Genomic DNA, 25,927 nt, shown 5'->3' with positions numbered 1-25,927 from the left:
GCTCGCGGCTGGCACAGCGCGGCGGCTCGGAAGCGCGGTTCGACATGATCGAAATGTGTCCGTGTTCTGCGGAGGGAGCGGGGACGCAGCTGCGGCTGCGGCCGCCACGGGCGCTCAGTGCCCGGCAATTCGTGATGTTGTTCGCGGCGTTGGCCGGGGCGATGTGGGCAGTGGCGGTAGTGGGGTGGTTCGCCGGCAACGTGTTCGCGCCGGTGTTCGCCTTGTTGCACAGCACCGTGGTGGCGCTCGCGCTGCGCTGGTCATGGCGCAGCGGCGATCGCGAAGAGGACATCCGGGTGGGTCCGGGTTGCGTGGAAGTGACCCGCACGAATGCAGGAACGCCGGCGTTCCGCGCCCACCCGCATTGGGTGCGGTTGCGGATCGAAGGCGACGACAGGGTGGTGCTGGCGTGCAGCGGCAAGCAGGTCCGGGTCGGCGAATTCCTCGGCCCTGGCGAGCGCCGCGCGCTGGCGCAGACCCTGGAAGGCTTGCTGGCGGCCGCGACCGGCCGCAACCGATGACGCTCCAAGGGGTCTAGGCAATGAAGCGAAGCGGCAGATGGAAGCAACAGGCGGTCAGGGCTGCGATGGCAATGGCGGCGGCGTTGGCCGCACCGTTGGCATGGGCGCAATCGGCCGACCCGAAACCCTGGCAATTGAACATGGGCCGCGGCGTCACCCAGAGCGCGCGCAACGCCTACGATTCGAACATGCTGTCGCTATGGATCTGCGCGGTCATCGGCGTGCTGGTGTTCGGCGCGATGGGCTATGCGATGTTCAAGTTCCGCAAGTCCAAGGGCGCGGTCGCGGCGCAGTTCAGCCACAACACCAAGGCCGAGGTGATCTGGACGGTGATCCCGGTGCTGATCCTGATCGCGATGGCGTGGCCGGCCACCGCCAAACTCATCGCCATGTACGACACCCGCGATGCCGAGCTGACAGTCAAGGTCACCGGCTACCAGTGGATGTGGCGCTACGAGTACCTGGGCGAGAACGTCACCTTCACCAGCCGCCTGGCGCGCGATTCGGACCGCATGCGCCAGAGCGGCCAGGTGCCGACCCTGGGAAGCAATCCGCACTACCTGCTCGACGTGGACAACCGGCTGGTGCTGCCGGTGAACACCAAGGTGCGTTTCGTGATCACCTCCGACGACGTGATCCACGCCTGGTGGGTGCCGGCGCTGGGCTGGAAGCAGGACGCCATCCCCGGGATCATCAACGAGGCCTGGACCGACATCGACACGCCCGGCGTGTACCGCGGCCAGTGCGCGGAACTGTGCGGCAAGGATCACGGCTTCATGCCGATCGTGGTCGAAGCGTTGTCCAAGCAAGACTTCCAGAAGTGGCTGGCGGCGCGCAAGCCGGCCCCGGCGGCGGCTCCGGCTGCGCCTGCCGCTGCACCTGCCGCCGCGCCCGCCGCGCCGGCGGCTGCGGATGCGCCCGCGCCCGCGGTCACTGCGCCGGCCGCGCCGCCGCAGGCCCTGCTGCCCCGTCTTCGTTCCGGCTCGCACCTGACCGTGCAAGCCGCCTGATCTCCTGCATTCCTTTTCGAGGTAGCCGCCATGGCCCATTCCGCAGTCGATCACCACGACGAGCACGGGCATCAGCAGAGCTTCGTGGAACGGTGGTTGTTCTCCACCAACCACAAGGACATCGGCACGCTGTACCTGCTTTTCAGTTTCATCATGTTCATCATCGGCGCAGGCATGAGCGTGGTGATCCGCGCGGAACTGGCGCAACCGGGCCTGCAGTTCGTCAAGCCCGAGTTCTTCAACCAGATGACCACCGTGCATGCGCTGGTGATGATCTTCGGCGGGGTGATGCCGGCCTTCGTCGGCCTGGCCAACTGGATGATCCCGCTGCAGATCGGTGCGCCGGACATGGCCCTGCCGCGCATGAACAACTGGTCGTTCTGGCTGCTGCCGGTGGCCTTCAGCCTGCTGCTGCTGACCCTGTTCCTGCCCGGCGGCGCGCCGGCCGGCGGCTGGACGCTGTATCCGCCGCTGTCGCTGCAGGGCGGCTACAACCTCGCCTTCAGCGTGTTCGCGATCCACGTCGCCGGCATCAGCTCGATCATGGGCGCGATCAACATCATCGCCACCGTGCTGAACATGCGCGCGCCGGGCATCGACCTGCTGAAGATGCCGATCTTCTGCTGGGCCTGGCTGATCACCGCGTTCCTGCTGATCGCGGTGATGCCGGTGCTGGCCGGCGCGGTGACCATGCTGCTGACCGACAAGTTCTTCGGCACCAGCTTCTTCAACGCCGCCGGCGGCGGCGACCCGGTGATGTTCCAGCACATCTTCTGGTTCTTCGGCCATCCCGAGGTCTACATCATGATCCTGCCGGCGTTCGGCGTGGTCAGCGAGATCATCCCGACCTTCAGCCGCAAGCCGCTGTTCGGCTACCAGGCGATGGTGTACGCGATCGCCGCGATCGCGTTCCTGAGCTTCATCGTCTGGGCGCACCACATGTTCACCGTGGGCATGCCGTTGGGCGGCGAGATCTACTTCATGTTCGCCACCATGCTGATCTCCATCCCCACCGGGGTGAAGGTGTTCAACTGGGTCAGCACCATGTGGCAGGGCTCGCTGACCTTCGAGGCGCCGATGCTGTGGGCGGTGTCGTTCGTCATCCTGTTCACCATCGGCGGCTTCTCCGGGCTGATGCTGGCGATTGTGCCGGCCGACTTTCAGTACCACGACACCTATTTCGTGGTCGCGCACTTCCATTACGTGCTGGTCACCGGCGCGGTGTTCGGGCTGATCGCCGCGGTCTACTACTGGTGGCCGAAGTGGACCGGGCGCATGTACAGCGAGGCCTGGGGCAAGTTCCATTTCTGGTGGACGATGCTGTTCGTCAACCTGCTGTTCTTCCCGCAGCACTTCCTCGGCTTGGCAGGCATGCCGCGGCGCATCCCCGATTACAACGTGGTGTTCGCCGACTGGAACCTGGTCAGCTCGATCGGCGCGTTCGGCATGTTCGTCACCCCGTTCCTGATGGCCGGCATCCTGCTGGCGTCGCTGCGCAACGGCGCGCGCGCCGAGGCGCGTGCGTGGGAAGGCGCGCGCGGCCTGGAGTGGACCGTGCCGTCGCCGGCGCCGGCGCATACCTTCACCCTGCCGCCGGTGCTCAAGCCCGGCGACCTGGCCCACGACGACATCAGCCACTGATGACCGCGCAGACGCCGCTCGACGATCTGGCCCTGCGCCGCAAGCGCGCCGTGCGTACCGCGCTGTTGATCGGTGCGATCGCGGTGCTGATCTATGCCGGCTTCATCCTGTCCGGGATACTGGGCCGATGAACGCGCCGGCACCGCGCGTGCACAGCAGCGCCGGGCTGTTCAAGCTGGTCGGCGTGGCGCTGGCGGTGTTCGTGCTGACCTTCTCGCTGGTGCCGCTGTACCGCATCGCTTGCGAGAAGGTGTTCGGCGTACGCCTGGAGCGCGGCCCGGGCGAAGGCCCGCAGGCGGGCAAGCCGCTACTCGGCAAGCGCACGGTCAAGGTCGAGTTCGACGGCGGGGTCAATTCCAAGCTGCCGTGGTCGTTCCATCCCGAGCAGCTGACCATGCAGGTAGTGCCGGGCGAACTCAACGAAGCGTTGTACTACGCGCGCAATGACAGCGCGCGCGCCATCGTCGGCAGCGCGGTGCCGTCGGTGGCGCCGTCGCGCGCTTCCGGCTACTTCACCAAGACCGAGTGCTTCTGCTTCACCGCGCAGACCTTGCAGGCTGGCGAGAAACGCGACATGCCGGTGCGCTTCATCGTCGATCCGAATCTGCCCGGCGACATCACCACCATTACCCTGTCGTATACCTTCTACAAGAACGATGCGCTGAGCGCGGAACTGGGATCGCCGAAACTGGCAGGTTCCGTGCGCACGGCCCCTTGACCTCACCCGGAACGCCCGCCATGGCCCAGCCCAGCACCGACGCCACTGCCTATTACGTGCCCAGCCACAGCCGCTGGCCGTTCATCGGCTCGATCGCGATGTTCGTGACCATGATCGGCGTGGCCAGTTGGCTCAACGACGCGGCCTGGGGCAAGTGGACCTTCTTCACCGGCATCGCGATGCTGGTGGCGACCTTGTTCATGTGGTTCGGCGACGTGATTCGCGAATCGATCGCCGGCCACTACAACCGTCAGGTCGATGTGTCGTTCCGCATGGGCATGGTCTGGTTCATCTTTTCCGAAGTGATGTTCTTCGGCGCGTTCTTCGGCGCGCTGTTCTACACCCGCACCTTCATCCTGCCGTGGCTGGGCGGCGACGGCGACGGGGTGATGACCAACGCGCTGCTGTGGGACGGCTATTCGGCGGCCTGGCCGACCAACGGCCCGGGCGCGATCGGCGGCCAGTTCCAGACCATCCCGGCGTGGGGCCTGCCGCTGATCAACACGCTGATCCTGCTCAGCTCCGGGGTGACCCTGACCATTGCCCATCACGCCCTGAAAGCCGGCCAGCGCACGCGCCTGCTGGTGTTCCAGGGCCTGACCGTGTTGCTGGGCTGCGCCTTCCTGTACTTCCAGGCCGAGGAATACATCCACGCCTACAAGGAGCTCAACCTGACCTTGGGCTCGGGCATCTACGGCTCGACCTTCTTCATGCTCACCGGCTTCCACGGCGCGCATGTGTTGCTGGGCACGATCATGCTGCTGGTGATGTGGCTGCGCTCGGCGCGCGGGCATTTCAGCCGCGACAACCACTTCGCCTTCGAAGCGGCGGCGTGGTACTGGCACTTCGTCGACGTGGTGTGGTTGGCGTTGTTTTTGTTCGTTTATGTGTTGTGAGGCCTGGGAGCCGGGACTCGGGACTCGGGATTTTCGCAAGTTCGCAGCTTCTGCGCTTTTTTGTAGGAGGGGCTTCAGCCCCGACGCCTTACCGGTAAGGCGTCGGGGCTGAAGCCCCTCCTACAGAAAAAGCAGCTGCGCCGGAGCGGCAAAAAAAGCCTTTTTTTTAAAAAATCGGCCCTTTTTGCATCAAATCGCTTGACATCGAGATGCCCCGGGACATCATCCTGCCGTCCCGAGTCCCGAGTCCCGAGTCCCGAGTCCCGAGTCCCGAGTCCCGAGTCCCGAGTCCCGAGTCCCGAGTCCCGAGTCCCGAGTCCCGAGTCCCGAGTCCCGAGTTACCGCCCCAACCCATGCGGCTTGATCACCCCGGTGTAAATGCCCAGGATCACCAGCAGGATCAGGCACACCGATAGGCCGATGCGCCAGGTCAATGCGTTCACCGTGCGCTTGCTCTGGCCGCGGTCCACCAACAGGTAGTACAGGCCGGCGCCGAGGTTCCACAGAATGACCAGCAGGAACGCGACGATCAGCAGGGTTTTCAGCGAGTCGTTCATGGGCGTCTCGGTGCACGGTAGCGCCGCATTATGACCCTCGCCGCGTCCCCGCGCGTCGCTGCGCGCGCGCGCATGCCGCTGTGGCTGGGCTGGGGCCTCGCGTTGGCGGTGGCGCTGGCATTTTGCGCGCTCGGCCGCTGGCAATTGCTGCGCATGCACGAGAAACAGGCGCTGCTCGCGCAGGCCGCGCACATCCGCGAGCGTCCGCAGGCCTTGGCCGCTGCGCTGCGTGCGGCGCGGCCCGCGCAGCTGGCCTGGGTGCACGGCGCTGGCCGCTTCCTGCCCGGACAGATCCTGCTCGACAACCAGCTGCGCGAGGGCCGCAGCGGGGTCAAGGTCTACCAGCCGTTCCTGGCCGATGGCGCGTCCGCGCCGCTGCTGGTCGAGTTGGGTTGGCTGCCGCTGCCGGCCGATCGCACGCTGCCCAGGCCGGTGCCGTTGCAGGGACGGCACACGCTGGTCGGCCTGCTCGGCCCGGCGCCATCGCACGGGCTGACTTTGGGGCCGGCCCTGGTCGCCGCGCCGGCGCCGCAGCTGTGGCTGGCGATGCGCATCGAGCCGGCGGCGATCGGCCGGGCGCTCGGTCGCCGCGACATTTTGTCGCAGGTGCTGCGCATGGATCCGGCGCTGCCGCTGGGCTACCCGCGCGACCTGGACATGCTGCCGAACACGCTGCCGCCCGAGCGCCACCTGGGTTACGCGGTGCAATGGTTCGGTCTGGCGTTGGCCGTGCTGCTCACCGCGGGCCTGCTCAGCTGGCGCACGCGCAAGGGGGCGAGGCGGGCGCTGAGCGCGCGCGCATGAGAAAATCCCTGGCATGAATGCCTCCCCCTCGGCTCCACGCCATGCGACCGCGCGCGGGCGCTGGACGTTGATCGCGCTGTTCGCCCTGTTCTTCGGCTCGATGCTGGTCGCCGGCGTGCTGCGGTTTTCCGGCTGGCAACCGCCCGGTAGCCGCAACCACGGCGAGCTGCTGCAGCCGCCGGCCGACCTGCGCGCGCTGCAACCGCGGCGCGACGACGGCAGCGTCTATGCCTGGCAGCCGCAGCAGCGCCTGTGGCGCATCGCGCTGGCGCCGCCGCGCGACTGCACCACCGCTTGCGAGGCGCTGGCGCGCGAGCTGGACAAGGTCTGGCAGCTGTTCGGCCACGACGCCGACCACGTGCAGATCCTGTGGATCGGCACGCCGCCGGCGGCGGTGCGCGCGCTGCCGCAGCTGCGCGTGCTGCGTGCCGACGCTGCGTTGCTGGCCGCACTGCCACGCGTGCACGACGTGGCCGGGGTGCCGGTCTACGTGATCGATCCGAACGGCTTTGTGGTGCTGCGCTACGCGCCGGGCTTCGACCCGGCCGGGCTGCGCGCGGATATGTCGAAGCTGCTGAAACTCCTGTGAGCCGTCCCGTATGAACCTGCTCGCGCCACCGGCGCTGTTTCGACACTTCCACCGCATGGCCTGGCTGGCGGCGCTGTTCACCGCCAGCACGATCATGTTCGGTTCGTTCGTGCGCCTGTCCGATGCGGGCATGAGCTGCCCTGACTGGCCGACCTGCTATGGCCGGGTGACCTGGCCGCAGAGCAGCGCCGAGGCCAACACGCACGCGGCCAGTGCGATCCGCCCTCTGGAGACGCACAAGGCCTGGCGCGAGCAGGTGCACCGCTTCCTGGCCGGGGCGCTGGGTGTGGAAGTGCTGGTGCTGTCGCTGCTGGCTGCGCGCCGGCGGCGCCTGGGCATCGCCCGGATCGTCGGTGCCGCGCTGCTGGTGGCGTTGTCGATTCCGCTGTACATGTCCGGCTGGCCGTCGCTGGCGATGGCGCTGGCCGGCGCTGGCGAAGCGATCCTGCTGCTGGCGGCGCTGCGCTGGTCCAATACCGACCTGGCGCGCGCGGCGGTGCTGACCCTGGCGGTGGTGATCTTCCAGGCGCTGCTCGGCATGTGGACGGTGACCCTGCTGCTCAAGCCGATCGTGGTGATGGGGCATCTGCTCGGCGGCCTGCTGATGTTCTCGCTGCTGGTGTGGATGGCCTGGCGTGCCACCCACTTGCCGATCACCCTGGCCGATGCGTCGCGGCTGAAGTGGCTGTTGCGCCTGGGCGTGGCGCTGCTGTCGCTGCAGATCGCGCTCGGCGGCTGGGTCAGCGCCAACTACGCGGCGCTGGCTTGCGGCGGCGGCAGCTGGTTGGCCGACAACTTCCCGCGCTGCGTCAGCCAGTGGTGGCCGCCGCACGATTTCCGCGCAGGCTTCACCCTGTGGCGCGGCATCGGCGTGGACTACGAAGGCGGCGTGCTCGACGGCGCGGCGCGCATCGCGATCCAGATGGCGCACCGGATGATGGCGCTGCTGGTGGCGGCCTACCTGCTGTGGCTGGGCTGGCGGCTGAGCCGTTCGCCGGGTATGCGCGGCTGGGCGGCGGCGCTGGCGCTGCTGCTGGTGGCGCAGGTCAGCCTGGGCATCCTCAACGTCAAGCTGGCGCTACCGTTGCCAGTGGCGGTGCTGCACAACGCCGGTGCGGTGGCGCTGCTGTTCGTGCTGGTGTCGCTGCTGGCGCGGTTGCGGGCGCCGCAATGAGCGCGACGGGCATCTACTGGCGCGACTACTGGGACCTGACCAAGCCCAAAGTGGTGGCGCTGATCGTGTTCACCGCGCTGGTCGGCATGTGCCTGGCGGTTCCCGGCGTGCCGACCTGGGCGCAGGTGCGCACCGGCGTGATCGGCTTCTTCGGCATCTGGCTGGCGGCCTCGGCCGCGGCGGCGATCAACCAGTTGCTGGACGCGCGCATCGACGCGCAGATGGCGCGCACCTCGTGGCGGCCGCTGGTGGTGGGCAAGGTGCTGCCGTGGCAGGTGCTGCTGTTCGCCACGGCGCTGACCGCGCTGTCGATGGCGATCCTGGTGATCTGGGTCAACACCCTCACCGCGGTGCTGACCTTCGCCTCGCTGATCGGCTATGCGGTGATCTACACCGTGTTCCTCAAGCGCACCACGCCGCAGAACATCGTCATCGGCGGCCTGGCCGGCGCCGCGCCGCCGCTGCTGGGCTGGGCCGCGATCACCGGCATGCAGGGGCAGTGGGACTGGGCCTACGCGTCGCTGCTGGTGCTGATCATCTTCGTGTGGACGCCGCCGCACTTCTGGGCGCTGGCGATCTTCCGCCGCGCTGACTACGCCAAGGCGTCGATCCCGATGCTGCCGGTCACCCACGGCGTGACGCATACGCGCAAGCAGATCCTGGTGTACACGCTGCTGCTGGTGGTGGTGACGCTGCTGCCGGTGGCGGTGGGCATGAGCGGGGTCTTCTACCTTGGCGGCACGCTGGTGCTGAACGCGGTGTTCGTCTGGTATGCCTGGCGCATGCTCGACCCGCCGGACGAGATGTTCTCGATGCGCATGTTCGGCTACTCGATCGTGTACCTGATGGCGCTGTTCGCGTTCCTGCTGGTGGATCACTGGTTGTTGCCGGGCTGAACGGCCTGGCCAAGCCTGTGCAGCGGCTGCGGCGATGCTGCGTCCAGCGCCGAACCGATCGGCTGCGGACGCTGTCGGGGTTGAAGCCCCTCCCACAGTGCAGCCGGCTGGCTGGCCGCGAGTCCCTGTGGGAGCGACTTCAGTCGCGACGAGCGGAGCGATGGATCTTCCGGCTTCGGATAGGGTCGCGGGGGTTGCGTCTGCGGTCACTACCGGGACGCATGGCCCTGGGCGACCAGCCGCGCGTCGTTGCTCCGGCGCATCAGCCAGTGCGTCTGCGAACCTGCGCAGCAACGCCGCTGCGCGCTGCTGCAGAGTGCTGCTGCAAATTGGAGGCCGTCCGCGTCGACGCCGTCGCTCAGCTCAGCCAGTGCTGGCAGCTGTCGCGGTCCTGGCTGCCGCAGCTTTCCTGCATCTTGTGCTGCAGGCGTGCGAGCACGGCGCTGCCTCCATGGCCCTTGCTCCAGCCCTGCAGCGCCTTGGCCAGCGTATCGAAGCGCTGCTTGGTGCGCTGGTGGTAGCCGCCGGGCTGCCCGGCCAGTTCGCCGATGACCTGGCCGGCGGCGGCCTCGATCGCGGCCGCATTGTCCGGCTGCAGCCGGATCAGGCCATCGACGTAGAGCACGCCCCACTGCACACGGGTGGCGGGGCCTTCGGCGCTCGCGTAGGCCTTCTTAAACCAGTACAGCGCGGTCTGTTTGTCGCCGCGCTTCTCGGCCAGGTCGGCCAGTTCCGGCATGTAGTAGTACGGCGTCTTGCTGCGCCCCAGTTCGGCCAACAGCAGCTGTTCGGCGCCGGCACTGTCGCCGGCGATGTCGAGCAGGTTGGCGGCAGTGCTGATCGTGGACTGGCGTTCGGCGTCGGTCTTGGCGGCCTGTTGGGCCCACTGCACGCGCTGCTGCACCTTGGCGACCACCGCTGCCGGCAGCGGCGGATACGGCCCATCGCCCGGGTCGGCCGGCTTGCCTTGTGCCAGCCATGCCAGTTCTACTTCCGCGATGGCAGTCCCCAGGCGATCGTTGATCGGCAGGCTGCTGTCGGCGTAGATCTGATCCAATGTGCGGCTCAGCGCGTCGGATAATTTGCCGCGTTCGGTAGCGTCGGCCGCCGTGGCCTGCACCAGTTCGCGCGCCGAGTAGGTCAGCGTGGTGTGGTTGGCGCGGACTTCGGCCGGATCGGCGAGGACCGTCAGCAGCAGGCGGCGGTTGGCGGCGCGTTGCCTGGCGTCGATGGCGCCAGCCTTGTCCGGCTCTTGTTCAGCCAGCGCCAGCAGCGCGAATTGGCGTTGCAGGGCCGGTTGCGGGGCGGTGGCAGCCAGTTTCGCGAGCACGCCAGCGGTCTGTTCGGGCTTGACCACGCTGTTGGCGTCGGCTGTCCAGCTGTAGCCGCTGAGCAGGGTCCAATCGTCGGCGCTCAGCGTGGCTGGCGCCTCCATCGCTTTGTGCAGCAACTGCGCCGAGGTGGTGGTGCGGGTCGCCGCTACGCGCAGTGCCTCGGCCAGGCTGGCGGTGTCGCTTCCGCCCGCCAGGCGGGTGATCTCGCTGCGATCCGGACGCAGCACGATGATGGTGGGGTAGCCCAGGATGCCAAAACGTTCGCCCCAGGCTTGCGCGCCTTTCGAATCGCCGTCCAGGTGCACCGCGACGAAGGCGCGGGTACGGGCGATGAAGGCCGGATCCTTGAACAGCGTGGCCTTGAGGTGGTTGCACGGCGGGCACCAGACGGCGCCCCAGTACAGCAGCAACGGCTTGTTCTGCTCGCGTGCTTCGGCGAAGGCATCCTCGACGTCGCCCTCGCGCCAGGCGATGCCGGCGCTGTCGGCTGCCTTGGCCGGTGCGACAGCCTGTGGCTTTGCCGGAGCGGGCGGCTTGTCGCAGCCGCCCAGCACAAGGGTGGCGGCCAGGGTGGCGGACGTCATCATGGAAAGGTGGAAGTTACGGCGCATGCGTGTTCACCAGACAGAGGAAGATGAGGCGCGCACCAATCCCATGGCGCCATTGCTTACTGTACATAGCGGTTCTCGCGGTGCACTGCTTGCGGATGCGCTGGTTCAGCATTGGTGTGGCGTCTGCTGCCGGCGCCGTCGGGCGATGGCATTGCACGGTGTGAACCGCTTTGCGGTTTCGCCAGCGCGCCAGCCGATGCGCACTCAGCCGGGCTTGGCAGCCTTGCCATCGCGCGCATAGCGCTGCGCGACGAAGGCGCAGACGATCAGCTGGATCTGGTGGTAGATCATCACCGGCAACACGATCGCGCCCAGGCTGCCGCTGGCGAACAGCACCTTCGCCATCGGCACGCCGGTGGCCAGGCTCTTTTTCGAGCCGCAGAACACGATCGGAATTTCGTCGCGGCGGCCGAAGCCCAGCCGCCGCGCGGCGAAGGTGATCAGCCCCATCGCCAGCGCCAGCAGCAGCGCGGCGACCAGCGCCACGCCGAGCAGCGCCGGCAATGGCGTCTTGCGCCACAGGCCTTCGATCACCGCGGCGCTGAAGGCGGTGTACACCACCAGCAGGATCACGCTCTGGTCGGTGTAGCGCAGCACCGCCCGGCGCCGCTCGACCCAGGCGCCGATCCAGGGCCGCAGCAGGTGGCCGGCGACGAACGGCACCAGCAGCTGCAGCATGATCTTGCCCATCGCCTGCAGCGGATCGGCCATCGCGCTCTGCGCGCCGGCCAGCAAGCCCATCAGCAGTGGCGTCAGGAACACCCCGAGCAGGCTCGACAGCGAGGCGCTGCACACCGCCGCCGGCACGTTGCCGCCAGCCATCGAGGTGAACGCGATCGACGACTGCACGGTGGACGGCAGCGCGCACAGGAACAGCACGCCGATGTACAGCTGCGGGGTCAGCAGCCAGTGCGACAGCGGCTTGAGCAGCAGTCCCAGCAGCGGGAACAGCACGAAAGTGGCGGCGAGGATGGTCAGGTGCAGGCGCCAGTGCAGCGCGCCGGCGACGATCGCCTCGCGCGACAGGCGCGCGCCGTGCAGGAAGAACAACGCGGCGATGGCGATGTCGGTGACGTCGTCCATGATCGCCGCGGCCTGCCCGTGCACCGGCAGCAACGAGGCCAGCAGCACGGTGCCGAGCAGGGCCAGGGTGAACGGTTCGATGCGCAGTTTTTTCAGCAGGCGCATCGGGGCTGGAATCTCGGCGAAGTGGGCCGTCGGCAGGGACGGCACGGGAAGCGCGATCGCGATGCTGCGTGCGCGACTGCGCCGTGGTGCGCAGCGCTTGCGATCGCCGCGGTAGTGCACAAAGCGGTTGCGCCACGCATTGCCCAGCGTAGACCGCGCTCGGTGGCGCGGGGATCGCCTGGGGGGTGGAGTGCGACGCGCAGCGCATGTGCCGCAGACGGCGAACGCTGCCGGTCGTGCACGCACGCAAGCTGCGCCGGCACGGCACGCATCCTGGTCGCAGGCCTGCGCATCACGTCAGCGCGCACCGGGGCGCAGCCGCAGCAGCTCGCGCAGTTCGTACTTGTCGGTCTCGTCCAGACCCTGCGCGCGCTGCTTGGCCTGCAGTTCCTCCAGCCGCTGCTGCAGGGTCTGCCGTTCCAGCTGCACCACCACGTCGTGCAGTTCCTGGCGCCAGCTGGCGGTCTCGCCGGGAATCTCCTGCACCGCTAGTTTCTGCAGCGCGGGCAGTTCCTCGCGTTCGTGGAAGTGCTCGAGCAGGGCGCCGGTGGAGATGTCCGGGCGCGTGTGCACGATCTCCAGCAACTCGATCATCAGTTCGATGCCGGGCAGGCGCAGGCCGGCGAACGGGTAGGGCGGAGGCAGGTCCAGCGCCAGCGACGGCGTGTGCAGCAGGCGCACGATCGCCTCGCGCACCAGGCTGCGTTTTTGCGTTGGCCGTGCCACCGCGCGCGGCGGCGGCTTGCCCAGCTGTGCGCTGGCGGGCGCGGCGCCGCCGATGCCGGTGATCTCGGCCAGGCGTTGGCGCATCAGGTCGCCAAAGGCGCCGTCGGGAATCTGCGCCAGCATCGGCCGCGCGCGTTCGGCCAGCCGCGCCTTGCCGTCGAGCGTGGCCAGGTTGACCTCGCGCGACAGCTCGTCGAAGAAGAACTGCGACAGCGGCGTGGCCTGCTGCAGGCGCGCGGCGAAACCGTCTGCGCCTTCCTTGCGCACGATGCTGTCCGGGTCCTCGCCGTCGGGCAGGAACAGGAAGAACGCCTGGCGCCCGTCCTTCATCCGGGGCAGCACCGATTCCAGCGCCTTCCAGCCGGCGCGGCGGCCGGCGGCGTCGCCGTCGAAGCAGAAGAACACGTCCGGCGCGTTGCGGAACAGCAGCTCGGCGTGCTCGGAGGTGGTCGCGGTGCCCAGCGTCGCCACCGCCTGGGTGACGCCGAACTGGAACAGCGAGACCACGTCCATGTAGCCTTCGACCACGATCAGCCGCTCGATCTTCTGGTTGGCCTGGCGCACCTGCCACAGGCCGTACAGCTCGCGGCCCTTGTGGAACAGCGCGGTCTCCGGCGAGTTCAGGTACTTGGGGCCGTCGTCCTTGTCCATGACCCGGCCGCCGAAGGCGATGACCCGGCCGCGGCGGTCGAAGATCGGGAACATGACCCGGTCGCGGAACTTGTCGTAGACGTGGCCGCGCTCGTTCTTGGAGAACAGCCCGGCGCGCTCGAGCAGCTTGTGGCGGCGCTCGTCGGTGCCCAGCGCGTCCTTCAGCGCGCTGAAGCCGTCCGGCGCGTAGCCGATCTGGAAGCGCGTGCGGTTGTCGGCGTCCACGCCGCGGCCGTCGAGGTAGCTGCGCGCCTTGTCGCTGGTCTCGAGCTGGCGCTGGAAGAACTTGGTGGCCGCGTCCAGCGCCGAGTACAGGTCGCGGTGGTCGTCGCCGGCGGCCTGCGCGGCGCCGCGCTGCTGCGCGTCGCGCGGCACTTCCATGCCGGCGCGCTTGGCCAGTTCGTCGACCGCGTCGAGGAACTCGAGCCGGTCGTAGTTCATCAGGAAGCTGATCGCGGTGCCGTGCGCGCCGCAGCCGAAGCAGTGGTAGAACTGCTTGGTCGGCGACACGGTGAACGAGGCCGAGCGCTCGTCGTGGAACGGGCAGCGCGCCGCGTATTCCTTGCCCTGGCGCTTCAGCGGCACGCGCGTGCCGACCACCTCGACGATGTCGGTGCGGGCGAGCAGGTCGTCGATGAACGCGTCGGGGATGCGGGCCATGGGCGATAGGATGCCACGCGCCCGCGCCGCCGCCACGGGTCGGGGCGCAAACCCTGGCGTTGCGGGGCTAGAGTTGCGGCGGAACCGCGGTGATCGCGCTGGCGTCGATCCCGGCCGCGGCGAGCGTGCGCCGCGAGCGCAGGCGTTCGTCGATCACCGCGGTGATCAGCGCGCCGACGAAGAACACCACGGTGGCGTAGTAGATCCACACCAGCAGGATCACCAGTGCGCCCATCGAGCCGTAGGCGCTGCCCGGCGCGGCGGTGGCGATGTACACGCCGATCGCATAGCGCCCGGCCACGAACAGGCAGGCGGTGATCGCGCCGCCGATGAACGCCTGGCGCCATTCCACGCGCCGGTCCGGCAGGTAGTGGTAGAGCACGGCGAAGGCCAGGATGTAGATCGCCAGCGTGGAGGCGTAGCCCACCGCCGGCAGCAGCGAGGGCATACGCGCGAACAGCACCTGCACCACGGTGGTCAGGATCATCGAGATCAGCAGCAGAAAGCCCAGCCCCAGCACCACGCCTAAGGAGAAGACGCGCTTCTTCAGCCAGGCGATGACCCCTTCCAGGCGCTGCTTGTCGGTGCGGAAGATCAGGTTCAGCGCGTTCTGCAGCTGCGCGAACACCGCAGTGGCGCCGACGAACAGCAGCAGCGTGCTCCACAGCCCGGCCAGCGAGCCGATGTTGGGCTGGTTCTTGGCGTTGTCGATGATGGTCTGCGCCACTTCGCGCGCGCCGTGCCCGGCCAGTTGCCCGATCTGTACGATGAAGGCCTGCTGCGCCTGCGGATACAGCGAGGCGGTCAGCCACAGCAGCAACACCAGCAGCGGCGCTAGCGACAGCAGCGCGTAGAACGACAGCGAGGCGGCCTGGGTCATCAGGTCGATCTCGACGAAACGCCGCATCAATGCTGCCGGCAGGCTCTGCTGCAGCCGTTCCAGATGTTTTTGCAGGCGGGTGGGCGACAGCGACAGGGACATGGGAATGGGGAGCAGCCTTGCGACGGGCGCGGCAGCGTGCGATGCCGGGCCCGCGTGTGCGCGATAAGGTGTCGCAGGCTCGCCGGCGTTGTAGCAGCCGGCGGTCGAAAGGCGGGTGAAACCCGCCGTCGGATCAGCCGGCCAGCTGCTGCTTGACCAGCACCGAGACCAGGCTCATGTCGGCCTTGCCGGCCAGCGCCGGCTTCAGCACGGCCATCAGCTTGCCCATGTCGGCCGCGCCGCTGGCGCCGGTCTGCGCGATCGCGGCCTGGATCGCGGCGACGATCTCCGCCTCGCCGAGCTTGGCCGGCAGGTAGCGCTCGATCACCACGATCTCCTCGCGCTCGATCGACGCCAGATCCTCGCGCCCGGCCGCGGCGTACTGGCTCACCGAGTCCTTGCGCTGCTTGACCATCTTGTCCATCAGCGCCAGCACCGCGGCGTCGTCCACATCCTTGCGCTCGTCCACTTCCTTCTGCTTGATCGCCGCGTTGATCAGCCGGATCACGCCCAGGCTGTGGGTGTCGCGTGCCTTCATCGCGGCCTTCATGTCGTCGGTGAGCTGCTGCTTGAGGGTCGTCATGAGGGGTTCCTAAAGGGATGGGAAGACAGGAGGCATTCTAGGCGTTGCGCCGCAGCGGTCCGGGCAGGATGCAGGCGGCCGCGCGCCGAAGCGGGCGCAGGGGCAGGTGGCGGGTGCGCCGGAGCGCACGCCGGCCCGATGCGGAGAGGGCCGGCGCCGCGGGTTGCCGGGCCTGACCCACGGCCACACAAAAAGCCGGCGACGCTTGCGCGTGCCGGCTTCGTTGGCCTACCGTAGAGGATGCCGAAACCGGCACGATCCGCTACCGCAAACCGCGATCCTCAGTACAGACGCTGGCGTTTGGTGACGTCGCGAGACGTACGGCGCAACTGGCGCTTCACCGCGGCTGCGGCCTTGCGCTTGCGTTCCTGGGTCGGCTTTTCGTAGAACTCGCGCTTGCGGGTTTCGGCCAGCACGCCGGCTTTTTCGCAGGTGCGCTTGAAGCGGCGGAGCGCAAACTCGAAGGGCTCGTTCTCGCGGACTTTGACGCTGGGCATGGAATCTCCGGGACACAATGGTGACCGGGTCACGCCCGGCGAGCCGCACATTATAGCGATTGATTTCCTGGCTGCAAGCGGGGCGTTTGCCTGCCGCCGATTCGGCCCCACAATGGCAGCCATGAGAGTCCTCGGCATCGAATCCAGCTGCGACGAAACCGGCGTCGCCGTCTACGACACCGCCCTGTCCGGCGCGGCCGCGCTGCGCGCGCACGGGCTTTACAGCCAGATTGCGCTGCACGCCGAATACGGCGGGGTGGTGCCGGAACTGGCCAGCCGCGATCACGTGCGCAAGCTGCTGCCGCTGATCCGCCAGACCCTGGCCGAGGCCGGGCTGGGCGTGCGCGACCTGGACGGGGTGGCCTATACCGCCGGCCCGGGCCTGGTCGGCGCCTTGCTGGTCGGCGCCGGCGTCGCCCGTGCGCTGGCCTGGGCGCTGGAGGTGCCGGCGATCGGCGTCCACCATATGGAAGGCCACCTGCTGGCGCCGCTGATGGAGGATCCCGATCCGGTGCACGGCGTGCCGGCGCCGCCGTTCGTGGCGCTGCTGGTGTCCGGCGGGCATACCCAATTGATCGCGGTTGACGCGATCGGCAGCTACCGGCTGCTCGGCGAGACCCTGGACGACGCCGCCGGCGAGGCCTTCGACAAGACCGCCAAGATGATGGGCCTGCCGTATCCGGGCGGCCCGCAGCTGGCCGCGCTGGCCGCGCAGGGCATGCCGGGCCGGTTCCGCTTCGCGCGGCCGATGACCGACCGGCCCGGGCTGGATTTCAGTTTCTCCGGGCTCAAGACCCAGGTGCTGCTGGCCTGGCGCGGCAGCGACCAGAGCGCGAGCACCCGCGCCGACATCGCCCGCGGCTTCGAGGATGCGGTGGTGGACACGCTGGCGATCAAGTGCGAGCGCGCGCTTCAGGCGGCCGGCTGCGACACCATCGTGGTCGCCGGCGGCGTCGGCGCCAATGTGCGTCTGCGCGCCAGGCTGCAGGCGATGGCGCAGGCGCGCGGCGGCCGCGCCTGTTTCCCGCGCCCGGCGCTGTGCACCGACAACGGCGCGATGATCGCCTTCGCCGGCGCGCTGCGCCTGCAGGCCGGCCAGTGCAGCGACGCGGCGGTACGGGTGACGCCGCGCTGGGACATGGCGGCGCTGCCGCCGTTGGCGGCTGCGCCGCTGCGGGACTCCGGACTCGGGACTCGGGACCCGGTAGAGCCTCAGGCTTCCGTTTTTCCGAGTCCCAAGTCCCCTGTCACGAGTCCCGACCATGGATAGAGTTTTCATCGAAGGTCTAGAAATCGATGCGCTGATCGGCATCTACGATTGGGAGCGGCGGATCCGGCAGACCTTGCGCTTCGATCTGGAGATGGGCTTCGACAACCGGGTGCCGGCGGCCAGCGACGACATCGCCGATACGCTCAACTACAAGGCGGTCAGCAAGCGCTTGGTGGAGCTGGTCGAGCAGTCCGACTACGGCTTGGTCGAGACGCTGGCCGAGCGCTGCGCGGCTGCGGTGCTGGCCGAGTTCGACGTGCGCTGGCTGCGGCTGAAGCTGAGCAAGCCGGGCGCGGTGCGCTGCGCGCAGGCGGTGGGCGTGATCATCGAACGTAGCCGCGACGCTGGCTGAGCGCACGCCCACGCGGCATCGCCGCAGCCGCTTGACGCTCATTCCGGTTACGGGCATGTTGCTGTGCAACGCAACACCTGGCCGCTGGCGTCTGGTGGCGTACACCCACGGGACACGATGGACTGGAGTAAGTACCGCACGGCCACCTACGACGAGCTGATCCAGGCAGATGGTCAGCCGCGTCCCGCCGCCCGCCGGGTCATCGAATACCTGTCCAGCCTGTCCGGCCGCGAATTGTCCGAGCGCCAGCTCGCCGCCGATGTCGCCGCTCGGGTCATGGGCATCACCTTCACCGTCTATTCCGATGGCCGCAACGTCGATCGCACGCTGCCGTTCGATCTGATTCCGCGAGTGATCCCGCTGCGCGAATGGCAGCGCACCGAGGCCGGGCTGAAGCAGCGCATGCGCGCGCTCAACCTGTTCATCGGCGACGTCTACGGCGCGCAGCGCATCGTCAAGGACAAGGTGTTCCCGGCGATGTTGCTGGAGCATTCGGTGAACTTCCGCCCGCAATGCGTGGGCATTGCGCCGGCGCTGGGCGTGTGGGCGCATATCTGCGGTTCGGACCTGGTGCGCGACGCCGACGGCACGCTGTATGCGCTGGAGGACAACCTGCGCATTCCCAGCGGCGTTTCATACATGCTGGAAAACCGCATGGTCGCCAAGCGCGTGTTTCCGGAACTGTTCGACACCAGCGCGATCCTGCCGGTGGACGAGTATCCGGCGCAGCTGTACGACACCCTGGCCGCGCTGTCGCCGCGCCCGGGCGACCAGCCGGTGATCGCGTTGCTGACCCCGGGCATCTTCAACAGCGCGTATTTCGAACACGCCTACCTGGCCCAGGCGATGGGCATCGAACTGGTCGAGGGCGACGACCTGTTCGTCGCCGACGACGACTGCACCTACATGCGCACCATCTACGGGCCGCGCCGGGTCGATGTGATCTATCGCCGGATCGACGACCTGTTCATCGATCCGGAGGTGTTCCAGCCCGATTCGGTGCTCGGCGTGCCCGGGCTGATCCGCAGCTGGCGCGCCGGCAAGGTGGCGCTGGCCAATGCGCCCGGCGCCGGCGTGGCCGACGACAAGGTGGTGTTCGCCTACGTGCCGAAGATGATCCGCTACTACCTGGACGAAGAGCCGATCCTGCCCAACGTGCCCAGCTACCTGTGCCACGACGACAAGGACCGCCAATACGTGCTCGAGCACCTCGACGAACTGGTGGTGAAGCCGGCCAACGAATCCGGCGGCTACGGCATGCTGATCGGGCCGCGCTCGACCAAGCGCCAGCGCGACGAGTTCCGCAAGCTGATCCAGGCCGATCCGCGCAACTACATGGCGCAGCCGACGCTGGGCCTGTCCACCGCGCCGATCGTGACCGAGGTCGGCCCATCGGCGCGGCATCTGGACCTGCGCCCGTTCATCCTGTCGCGCGAGGACGTCTACGTCACCACCGGTGGGCTGACCCGGGTGGCGATGGAAGAGGGCTCGCTGGTGGTCAATTCCTCGCAGGGCGGCGGCGCCAAGGACACCTGGGTGGTGGACCTGGACGAGGAGACGGACTGATGCTGTCGCGGGTCGCCGACAACCTCTACTGGTTCAGCCGCTACGTGCGCCGCGCCGAGACCACCGCGCGGCTGGTCGGCGTTGGCAGCCTGCTGCAGCTGGACCTGCCGCGCTCGGTGCGTTTCGCCTGGCGGCCGATGATCGACACGGTCGGCGCCGGCGAGATCTTCAACACCTGGTTCCCGCATGCCGGCGACGATGTCGGCGATGCCGACGTGGTGCGCTTCCTGTTGCTGGACGAGCGCAATCCGTCCTCGCTGCGCAGTTCGGCGCGTCAGGCGCGCGAACTGCTGCGCGGCATCCGCGACACGCTGCCGCAGGAAGTGTGGGAGGCGGTCAACGACCTGCACCTGTACATCGACGCCAACGGCGAGCGCAGCGTCGGCCGCCGCTACCGGATGGAGTTCCTTGGTCACGTCACCGACGCCTGCCTGAAGGTGTCCGGCCTGCTCACCGCCAACGTCAGCCGCGACATCGGCTTCCAGTTCCTGCGCCTGGGCACGGCGATCGAACAGGCCGATATGACCACGCGCATCATCGACGCCGGCGCCTCGGGCCTGATCACCCCGCGCAAGGCCGACGATCTGGAGGCCTACCAGAACATGCAGTGGATGAGCGTGCTGCGCTCGCTGGCGGCTTACCAGATGTACCGGCGCCACGTGCGCCAGCGCGTCACCGGCGAGCATGCGCTGCGCTTCCTGCTGCAGAACAACGATTTCCCGCGCAGCGTGCATTTCTGCCTGACCCGCGCACAGCACATCCTGCCGACCATGCCGCCGCGGCCGAACGTGGAGCGCGCGCTGATGCGGATCAACGGGCTGGTGCGCAATGCCGACCCGTTCTACCTGGCGCGGCACAATCCGGCCGAGTTCATGGACGAGATCCAGACTCACCTGGGCTACCTGCATACCGCGATCGCCGAGGCCTATTTCAGTTCGTGAGGCGCGCGCGGCCTGCGCGTGCCGGTACCGTGCATCGCCGCTGCGGGGCATGACCATGGCGTCGCATGAGGGTTGAGACGCAATCCGGCCTGCGCTGGAGGGCAAGGCCGGTGTGTTCGCGGACGCGTCGCCAGTGCGCCGCATGCCTGCCGCGGCCGGTCCGGTAGCGGGATCAGGTGGCGTATGGAGCGGACGGGGGGGGGGGCGTCCGCCGGTGGTAAACCGTTGCCCGAATAGGCGATCCGGTGCCTGCATTTGCTCTTTCGTCTGGCCGGAGAGCTAGAATTGCCGGCTATGTAAACGTTTTCTCCAAGGACCTCATGGCTTCGGATCGTATCGAATCGCTCATCGCCCGCATGACCGTCGAAGAGAAGGTCGGCCAGCTTGGCGTCTTTGCCGACATGGTGCGACCGTTCGCGCCCGACGTGAATCCGGAAGCGAACGTCAGCAATGCCGACGAGGTGCTGCAGCAGGTGCGCGCCGGCCTGGTCGGCTCGTTGTTCAACGGCGTGGGCGCCGAACTGGGGCGGCGCATCCAGCAGACCGCGCTGGAAGAGAGCCGCCTGGGCATTCCGGTGATCCTGGCCGCGGACGTGATCCACGGCATGCGCACCGTGTTCCCGATTCCGCTGGGCGAGGCCGCCAGCTTCGAGCCGGAGCTGGCCGAGCGCACCGCGCGCGCCACCGCGGTCGAGGCCACCGCCGCCGGCATCCACTGGACCTATGCGCCGGCGGTGGACATCGCCCGCGACCAGCGCTGGGGCCGCGGCGCCGAGGGCGCCGGCGAGGACGTGTTGCTGGGCTGCGCGTTCGCCGCCGCGCGCGTGCGCGGCTTCCACGGCCCGGATCTGCGCGCGCACGACGCGCTGCTGGCCACGCCCAAGCACTTCGCCGCCTACGGCGCGGTCGCCGCGGGCATGGAATACAACAGCGTGGACATCGCCCCGCAGACCCTGCGCGACGTGCACCTGCCGCCGTTCCAGGCCGCGTTCGGCGCCGGTGCGCTGAGCGTGATGACCTCGTTCAACGACATCAACGGCGTGCCTGCCAGCGCCAACCACGCACTGCTGACCGAGATCCTGCGCGATGAGTGGAAGTTCCCCGGCGTGGTGATCTCCGACTACACCGCCGATATGGAACTGATCGCGCACGGCTATGCGGCCGACGAGCGCGACGCGACCAAGAAGGCGTTCCTGGCCGGCATGGACATGAGCATGCAGAGCGGTTTCTATGCTGCGCATCTGCCATCGCTGGTGGCCGACGGCGAAGTGCCGGTGGCCGCGCTGGACGCAGCGGTGCGGCGGGTGCTGGCGCTGAAGGAAACCATCGGCCTGTTCGACGATCCGTACCGTTCGCTGGACCCGGCGCGCGAGGCTGACCAGTCGCATATCGCCACGCACGATGCGCTGTCGCGCGATGCGGCGCGGCGCTCGATCGTGCTGCTGAAGAACGACGGCGACGTGCTGCCGCTGCGCAAGCGCGGGCAGGCCATCGCGCTGATCGGGCCGTTCGCGCAGGACCGCGAGAACATCGAGGGGTGCTGGACGCTGTTCGGCGACAAGACCCGCTATGTGACCCTGGAAGCCGGCGTGCGCGCCGCGCTGGACGACGCCGAGGCGCTGAGCGTGGTGCCGGGTTGCGAGCTGGAAGCGCCGCTGGACGGCGGCATCGATGCGGCGGTGGCCGCCGCGCGCGGCGCCGACGTGGTGGTGCTGGCGCTGGGCGAGCCGCAGCGCTACAGCGGCGAAGCGCAGTCGCGCACGCAGATCGTGCTGCCGCCGGCACAGCAGGCGCTGGCCGAAGCAGTGGCTGCCACCGGTACGCCTCTGGTGGTGCTGCTGCGCAACGGCCGCGCGCTGGCGCTGCAGGGCGCGGTGCGCGACGCGGCAGCGATCGCGGTGACCTGGTACCTGGGCACGCAGACCGGCCCGGCGGTGGCCGATGTGCTGTTCGGCGATTACAACCCCTCGGCGCGGTTGCCGGTCAGCTTCCCGCTCGACCCGGGCCAGCAGCCGTATTTCTACAACCACGCGCGCACCGGCCGGCCGGAGCTGCCGACGATGAGCGAGTTCAAGGCGCGCTGGCGCGAGATCCCGAACGCGCCGCTGTATCCGTTCGGCCACGGCATCGGCTACACCCGCTTCGCCTACGGCGCGCCGCAGCTGGATCGCGTGCAGCTGGGCTGGGACGACACGCTGACCGTGACCACCCGCATCGACAACGTCGGCGCGCGTGCCGGCGAGGAAGTGGTGCAGCTGTACGTGCACGACCGCGTCGCCAGCCGAGTGCGCCCGGTGCGTGAACTGAAGGGTTTCCGCAAGGTGCAGCTGGCGCCGGGGCAGGGCATGGACGTGGTGTTCACCCTGGACCGCCGCTGCCTGGCCTTCAGCGGCCGCGACGGCCATTGCGAGGCCGAGCCGGGGCTGTTCGCGCTGTGGGTTTGCGCGTCGTCTGCCAGCGGTGAGCCGGTCGGCTTCGAGCTGCTGCCGCAGGCCTGACAACGGCGCGCAGGCGGCCGCGGCACGGTCGTCTGCGCGCTGCTCTGCCCGGCCCGCCGCTGCGGCGTCGCGTGCAGGCCGCTGTTTACGCGGCGCGCGCGTCGCGCGTGATCGCGGCCACGGCTTGGGTCGCTGCATGCTTGCCGTCCACGCCGGGTTTGCTAGGTTCGCCCTCGACCCCATTCGGATAGGTGCGCGCATGCAACGTTCTTTCCTGGGTTTGGTCTGTGCATTGCTGCTGAGCCTGGCCGTGTCCGCCGCAGATGCGGCACCGGCCGCCAGCAGCGCCGAACGGCGGGGCGACTGGCCGTTCTCGGTGACGCCGTTCGCCACGTTCAACGAACCCTGGGCGATGAGCTTCCTGCCCGACGGCAGCGCACTGATAACCGAGAAGGGCGGCACACTCAAGCGTTTCGACCCGGGCAGCGGCCGCACCGGCACGGTCAGCGGCGTGCCCGCGGTCGACTACAGCGGCCAGGGCGGGTTCGGCGACGTGCTGCCGCATCCGGACTTCGCCCAGAACGGCTGGCTGTACCTGAGCTACGTCGAGGCCGGCAGCGGCGACACCCGCGGCGCCGCGGTGGCGCGCGCCAAGCTGACCCTGGATGCCAATGGCGGCGGCGCGTTGTCGCAGCTGCAGGTGATCTGGCGGCAGCAGCCCAAGGTGTCGGGCAGCGGCCACTACGGCCACCGCCTGGCGTTCGGTCCCGACGGCAAGCTGTGGATCAGTTCCAGCGAGCGGCAGAAATTCGATCCGGCGCAGGACATGAACAGCAACCTGGGCAAGATCGTGCGCCTCAACGACGACGGCAGCGTGCCGGCCGACAACCCGTTCGCGCGCCGCGGCGGCGTCGCCGCACAGGTGTGGTCGCTGGGCCATCGCAACGTGCTCGGCCTGGCCTTCGACGCCAACGGCCAACTGTGGGAACACGAGATGGGCCCGGCCGGTGGCGACGAACTGAATCTGATCCAGCGCGGCGCCAACTACGGTTATCCGATTGTCTCCAACGGCGACCATTACGACGGCCGGCCGATTCCCGATCACAGCACGCGTCCGCAATTCGCCGCGCCGAAACTCAGCTGGACGCCGGTGATTTCGCCGGCCGGCTTCGTCATCTACAGCGGCAGCGCCTTTCCCCAATGGCGCGGCAACGGCTTCATCGGCGGCCTGTCCTCGCAGTCGCTGCTGCGCATCGAGTTCGACGGCGACCACGCGCGCGAAGCGGCGCGCTACGACATGGGCAAGCGCATCCGCGAAGTGGAACAGGGTCCGGACGGCGCGCTGTGGCTGCTGGAAGACGGTAGCAGCGCACGCCTGCTGAAGCTGCAACCGATGCAGAGCTGAGCCGACAGAACCGAGCCGACGGGGGATGCGTGGCTGCGCCGCTGCGATCGGCGGCGAGAGGTGGTCGATCTGCGCGGGAACGGGTTTGCGTTGCGGCCGCTGGGCGTTCGGTCGCGGCTGAAGCCGCTCCTGCAGGTGCCGCCCAGTCACCCTTGTAGGAGCGGCTTCAGCCGCGACCAAAAACGCTCCGCATGAGGCGCTCGCCGAAACGCCCAAGCGCAGCGTGAATCGCGCGCGGCCCCCACCCGCGCCACGTGGATGGCCGCGGAGCGATTCGGAAGGGCCGTGCGACGCTACCGCAACGGCAGCCTGCCAGCAGCGATCACCCAATCAATCCTGCCCGGCCAGCTCCCAGGCACGGCGCACCGCGTGGCGGGCCTTGCTCCAGCTCAGGGTCTGCGACCCCTTGGTGTTGTCCCAGTCGCGATGCAGGTCGGTCTCGACCTGTTCGTAGGCCAGGTTGAAGTTGCGTATGCGCGCTTCGTGTCCGGCGTGGTAAGCCGGTTCGTAGTCCTCGAAGCGTTCGCCGTCGCTGTAATACGGCTCTTCGGCGAAACGCTCACGCCAGTAGTGCGACACCTGGCTGCGATCGTCGTCGTTGGGCGCGCGCCCGGGAATCTGATACGGAACGCTCATCGTCGTCTCCTGTGCGGATGTGGTTTTCGACCCTAGCGCCGGTGCCGTTAATGCGCTTCCAGCATCGCGTGATCGAGGCATGAAGCGTGCGGGCTCGGTCGATTCCCGTCGCCGCTTCGGCGCCGGCGACGTGGCGGGCAGCAGATGGATTACGGTCCGGCAACTGCGCGTTCTTTCCTGCCGCAGGATTCCATGGCTACCACCGGTATCGCCTTGCTCGCCCCTTATCTGGCCACCGCCGGCATCGGCGGGCTGTACTACCGGCGCATTCGCCGCTATTTCGGCCGTCAGCCCTGGCAGCCGCGGCGGACGCTGGCGCGGCTGCTGGTGCTGGCGATGGCGGCGGCCGGGCTGAGCTATCTGGCGGCGGTGTTGCCGCCGGCCCGTCTCGGCATGGGGCTGGGGATGCTGGCCGGCGCAGCGCTGGGCGTGCTCGCCTTGCAGCACACCGACATCGAATTGCGCCACGGCAAGCGCTACTACACGCCCAATCCCTGGATCGGCGCCGGACTCTGCGTGCTGCTGATCGGGCGCCTGGCGTAGGGCTGGGCCAGCGGTGCGTTTTCCGGCGGCAGCGCGCAGTCGCTGCACAATGCCAGCCCGCTGACCCTGGCGATCGCGGCGGTGCTGATCGCATATTCGTTGGTGCACACCGGCGGCTTGCTGCTGCGCATGCGCGCGCTGGCGCCGCCGCAAGCATCCTAGCGGCGCGAAGACGGTGCCGCCTGCAACGCGCAGGACAGCGTCATTGCGCGGCAGCGGCGGACTCGTACGGCAGCGCGACCGTGCCGGCGTCGCGCAATGCAGGATCGGCCGCATCCAGTTGCGCCGCGTCGCCCTCGATCACCAGCAGGATGCGGCCGGCCTCGATTTCCTCTTCGAAGTTGCGCCGCACCGGATCCGGCACGGTGGCGCCGACCAGTGCCGAGGACCAACTGCCGACCAGGGCGCCGGCGATCGCCATCACTCCGGCGCCGGCCAGGGTGATGCCCAGCGGCGGCACCGCGATCGCTGCCAGCCCGGCGAGCAGCCCGGCCGCGCCGCCGCCCAGCGCGCCGCGCGCGGCGGCGGGCAAGGTGTCGGTCTTGACGTCCTTGCGCTCGTCGGGGATCGCGTCCAGTTCGATGTCGCTGCGTGCGATCAGCGACAGGGCGTCGTTGTCGATGCCGGCGCTGCGCGCCGCTTGCAGGGCGCGCGTGGCGGTGGCCAGATCGGGGGCGCTGTAGACACGGCGTCGTTTCATCGCGGACTCCATCGCTGAGGCTGACGTGCAGCGTCGGA

At 68.7% G+C, this 25,927-nt stretch carries 25 protein-coding genes and 1 pseudogene; 17 read left to right on the top strand and 9 right to left on the bottom strand.

Annotation, left to right across the window (positions count from 1 at the left end):
• The first annotated feature begins 44 nt into the window (after window positions 1-44).
• From ISN38_RS08150 to ISN38_RS08130, 6 genes are read left to right on the top strand one after another with little or no spacing between them, the layout of a single operon-like run.
• A complete protein-coding gene (locus ISN38_RS08150) occupies window positions 45-521 on the top strand; it encodes a DUF2244 domain-containing protein (RefSeq protein ID WP_038239463.1) in 477 nt (158 codons plus the stop codon).
• Window positions 522-541: 20 nt separating this feature from the next.
• A complete protein-coding gene (gene coxB / locus ISN38_RS08145; protein WP_047324475.1) occupies window positions 542-1,531 on the top strand; it encodes a cytochrome c oxidase subunit II in 990 nt (329 codons plus the stop codon).
• Window positions 1,532-1,561: 30 nt separating this feature from the next.
• Window positions 1,562-3,172: a cytochrome c oxidase subunit I gene (gene ctaD, locus ISN38_RS08140; protein WP_003471850.1), complete on the top strand. Its 1,611-nt coding sequence runs from the start codon at window positions 1,562-1,564 to the stop codon at window positions 3,170-3,172.
• Complete coding sequence (locus ISN38_RS20575; RefSeq protein ID WP_003471848.1) at window positions 3,172-3,303, top strand: hypothetical protein; 132 nt, start codon at window positions 3,172-3,174, stop codon at window positions 3,301-3,303. Before ctaD ends, ISN38_RS20575 begins: the two co-directional genes overlap by 1 nt.
• Window positions 3,300-3,890: a cytochrome c oxidase assembly protein gene (locus ISN38_RS08135; RefSeq protein WP_003471846.1), complete on the top strand. Its 591-nt coding sequence runs from the start codon at window positions 3,300-3,302 to the stop codon at window positions 3,888-3,890. Before ISN38_RS20575 ends, ISN38_RS08135 begins: the two co-directional genes overlap by 4 nt.
• A gap of 20 nt (window positions 3,891-3,910) precedes the next feature.
• A complete protein-coding gene (locus ISN38_RS08130; RefSeq protein ID WP_003471844.1) occupies window positions 3,911-4,786 on the top strand; it encodes a cytochrome c oxidase subunit 3 in 876 nt (291 codons plus the stop codon).
• A 338-nt stretch (window positions 4,787-5,124) separates the two neighbouring features.
• Here ISN38_RS08130 and ISN38_RS08125 read toward each other — a convergent pair whose 3' ends face one another.
• Window positions 5,125-5,343, bottom strand: coding sequence for a twin transmembrane helix small protein (locus ISN38_RS08125; RefSeq protein WP_003480622.1), 219 nt, complete (start codon window positions 5,341-5,343; stop codon window positions 5,125-5,127).
• Window positions 5,344-5,373: 30 nt separating this feature from the next.
• Between ISN38_RS08125 and ISN38_RS08120 the strand changes: the two genes are divergently transcribed.
• Genes ISN38_RS08120 through cyoE form a run of 4 tightly spaced genes read left to right on the top strand, consistent with a single transcriptional unit; the run spans window position 5,374 to window position 8,806 of the window.
• Window positions 5,374-6,147: an SURF1 family protein gene (locus tag ISN38_RS08120; protein ID WP_149507715.1), complete on the top strand. Its 774-nt coding sequence runs from the start codon at window positions 5,374-5,376 to the stop codon at window positions 6,145-6,147.
• A 13-nt stretch (window positions 6,148-6,160) separates the two neighbouring features.
• Window positions 6,161-6,736 carry a hypothetical protein gene (locus tag ISN38_RS08115; protein ID WP_003465313.1) on the top strand — a complete coding sequence of 192 codons (576 nt, stop codon included), beginning with the start codon at window positions 6,161-6,163 and terminating at the stop codon, window positions 6,734-6,736.
• A 10-nt stretch (window positions 6,737-6,746) separates the two neighbouring features.
• Window positions 6,747-7,910, top strand: a complete 1,164-nt coding sequence (locus ISN38_RS08110) for a COX15/CtaA family protein (protein WP_047324476.1) — start codon at window positions 6,747-6,749, stop codon at window positions 7,908-7,910.
• Window positions 7,907-8,806 carry a heme o synthase gene (gene cyoE / locus ISN38_RS08105; protein ID WP_003465323.1) on the top strand — a complete coding sequence of 300 codons (900 nt, stop codon included), beginning with the start codon at window positions 7,907-7,909 and terminating at the stop codon, window positions 8,804-8,806. Before ISN38_RS08110 ends, cyoE begins: the two co-directional genes overlap by 4 nt.
• A 358-nt stretch (window positions 8,807-9,164) precedes the next feature.
• Here the strand turns inward: cyoE and ISN38_RS08100 are convergent, their stop codons facing one another.
• From ISN38_RS08100 to rpsU, 6 genes are all read right to left on the bottom strand, one after another.
• Complete coding sequence (locus ISN38_RS08100) at window positions 9,165-10,751, bottom strand: thioredoxin family protein (protein WP_038236338.1); 1,587 nt, start codon at window positions 10,749-10,751, stop codon at window positions 9,165-9,167.
• Between the two features lie 204 nt (window positions 10,752-10,955).
• On the bottom strand, window positions 10,956-11,939 hold the full coding sequence (locus ISN38_RS08095) for a bile acid:sodium symporter family protein (RefSeq protein ID WP_038236367.1): 984 nt from the start codon (window positions 11,937-11,939) through the stop codon (window positions 10,956-10,958).
• A 297-nt stretch (window positions 11,940-12,236) separates the two neighbouring features.
• Window positions 12,237-13,976: a DNA primase gene (gene dnaG / locus ISN38_RS08090; protein WP_003465332.1), complete on the bottom strand. Its 1,740-nt coding sequence runs from the start codon at window positions 13,974-13,976 to the stop codon at window positions 12,237-12,239.
• A 67-nt stretch (window positions 13,977-14,043) separates the two neighbouring features.
• The gene (locus ISN38_RS08085) at window positions 14,044-14,958 is read right to left on the bottom strand and encodes a YihY/virulence factor BrkB family protein (RefSeq protein WP_206712155.1); all 915 of its coding nucleotides are present in this window, start codon (window positions 14,956-14,958) and stop codon (window positions 14,044-14,046) included.
• A 133-nt stretch (window positions 14,959-15,091) separates the two neighbouring features.
• Window positions 15,092-15,541, bottom strand: a complete 450-nt coding sequence (locus tag ISN38_RS08080) for a GatB/YqeY domain-containing protein (RefSeq protein ID WP_003465337.1) — start codon at window positions 15,539-15,541, stop codon at window positions 15,092-15,094.
• A 281-nt stretch (window positions 15,542-15,822) separates the two neighbouring features.
• Window positions 15,823-16,038 (bottom strand): 30S ribosomal protein S21, encoded by a 216-nt coding sequence (gene rpsU / locus ISN38_RS08075; protein ID WP_003465342.1) that lies wholly within the window; start codon window positions 16,036-16,038, stop codon window positions 15,823-15,825.
• Window positions 16,039-16,159: 121 nt separating this feature from the next.
• Here rpsU and tsaD point away from each other — a divergent pair, with 121 nt between their 5' ends.
• The 6 genes from tsaD (at window position 16,160) to ISN38_RS08045 (ending at window position 24,010) form a co-directional block, all read left to right on the top strand.
• The gene (gene tsaD, locus ISN38_RS08070; RefSeq protein WP_003465345.1) at window positions 16,160-17,308 is read left to right on the top strand and encodes a tRNA (adenosine(37)-N6)-threonylcarbamoyltransferase complex transferase subunit TsaD; all 1,149 of its coding nucleotides are present in this window, start codon (window positions 16,160-16,162) and stop codon (window positions 17,306-17,308) included.
• Window positions 17,301-17,660 (top strand): dihydroneopterin aldolase, encoded by a 360-nt coding sequence (folB, locus tag ISN38_RS08065; RefSeq protein WP_003465362.1) that lies wholly within the window; start codon window positions 17,301-17,303, stop codon window positions 17,658-17,660. Before tsaD ends, folB begins: the two co-directional genes overlap by 8 nt.
• A gap of 117 nt (window positions 17,661-17,777) precedes the next feature.
• Window positions 17,778-19,226, top strand: a complete 1,449-nt coding sequence (locus tag ISN38_RS08060) for a circularly permuted type 2 ATP-grasp protein (RefSeq protein ID WP_003465364.1) — start codon at window positions 17,778-17,780, stop codon at window positions 19,224-19,226.
• Complete coding sequence (locus tag ISN38_RS08055) at window positions 19,226-20,167, top strand: alpha-E domain-containing protein (protein WP_003465367.1); 942 nt, start codon at window positions 19,226-19,228, stop codon at window positions 20,165-20,167. Before ISN38_RS08060 ends, ISN38_RS08055 begins: the two co-directional genes overlap by 1 nt.
• A gap of 320 nt (window positions 20,168-20,487) precedes the next feature.
• Window positions 20,488-22,665, top strand: coding sequence for a glycoside hydrolase family 3 N-terminal domain-containing protein (locus ISN38_RS08050; protein ID WP_003465369.1), 2,178 nt, complete (start codon window positions 20,488-20,490; stop codon window positions 22,663-22,665).
• A 199-nt stretch (window positions 22,666-22,864) separates the two neighbouring features.
• Complete coding sequence (locus ISN38_RS08045; protein ID WP_003465370.1) at window positions 22,865-24,010, top strand: PQQ-dependent sugar dehydrogenase; 1,146 nt, start codon at window positions 22,865-22,867, stop codon at window positions 24,008-24,010.
• 330 nt (window positions 24,011-24,340) lie between these two features.
• Here ISN38_RS08045 and ISN38_RS08040 read toward each other — a convergent pair whose 3' ends face one another.
• On the bottom strand, window positions 24,341-24,646 hold the full coding sequence (locus ISN38_RS08040; RefSeq protein WP_003465372.1) for a hypothetical protein: 306 nt from the start codon (window positions 24,644-24,646) through the stop codon (window positions 24,341-24,343).
• Between the two features lie 192 nt (window positions 24,647-24,838).
• On the opposite strand from ISN38_RS08040, the pseudogene ISN38_RS08035 reads away from it, so the two are divergent.
• Window positions 24,839-25,351 (top strand): annotated as a pseudogene (locus ISN38_RS08035) (CcdC protein domain-containing protein).
• Window positions 25,352-25,391: 40 nt separating this feature from the next.
• Here ISN38_RS08035 and ISN38_RS08030 read toward each other — a convergent pair.
• Window positions 25,392-25,889, bottom strand: a complete 498-nt coding sequence (locus ISN38_RS08030) for a hypothetical protein (protein ID WP_003465375.1) — start codon at window positions 25,887-25,889, stop codon at window positions 25,392-25,394.
• Window positions 25,890-25,927 lie beyond the last annotated feature (38 nt).

Origin of the sequence: Xanthomonas translucens pv. undulosa, assembly GCF_017301775.1 — a bacterium.
Lineage (GTDB): Bacteria > Pseudomonadota > Gammaproteobacteria > Xanthomonadales > Xanthomonadaceae > Xanthomonas_A > Xanthomonas_A translucens.
Note: the sequence above shows the minus strand (reverse complement) of the source record. Positions and strands in the feature narration are given on the sequence as shown.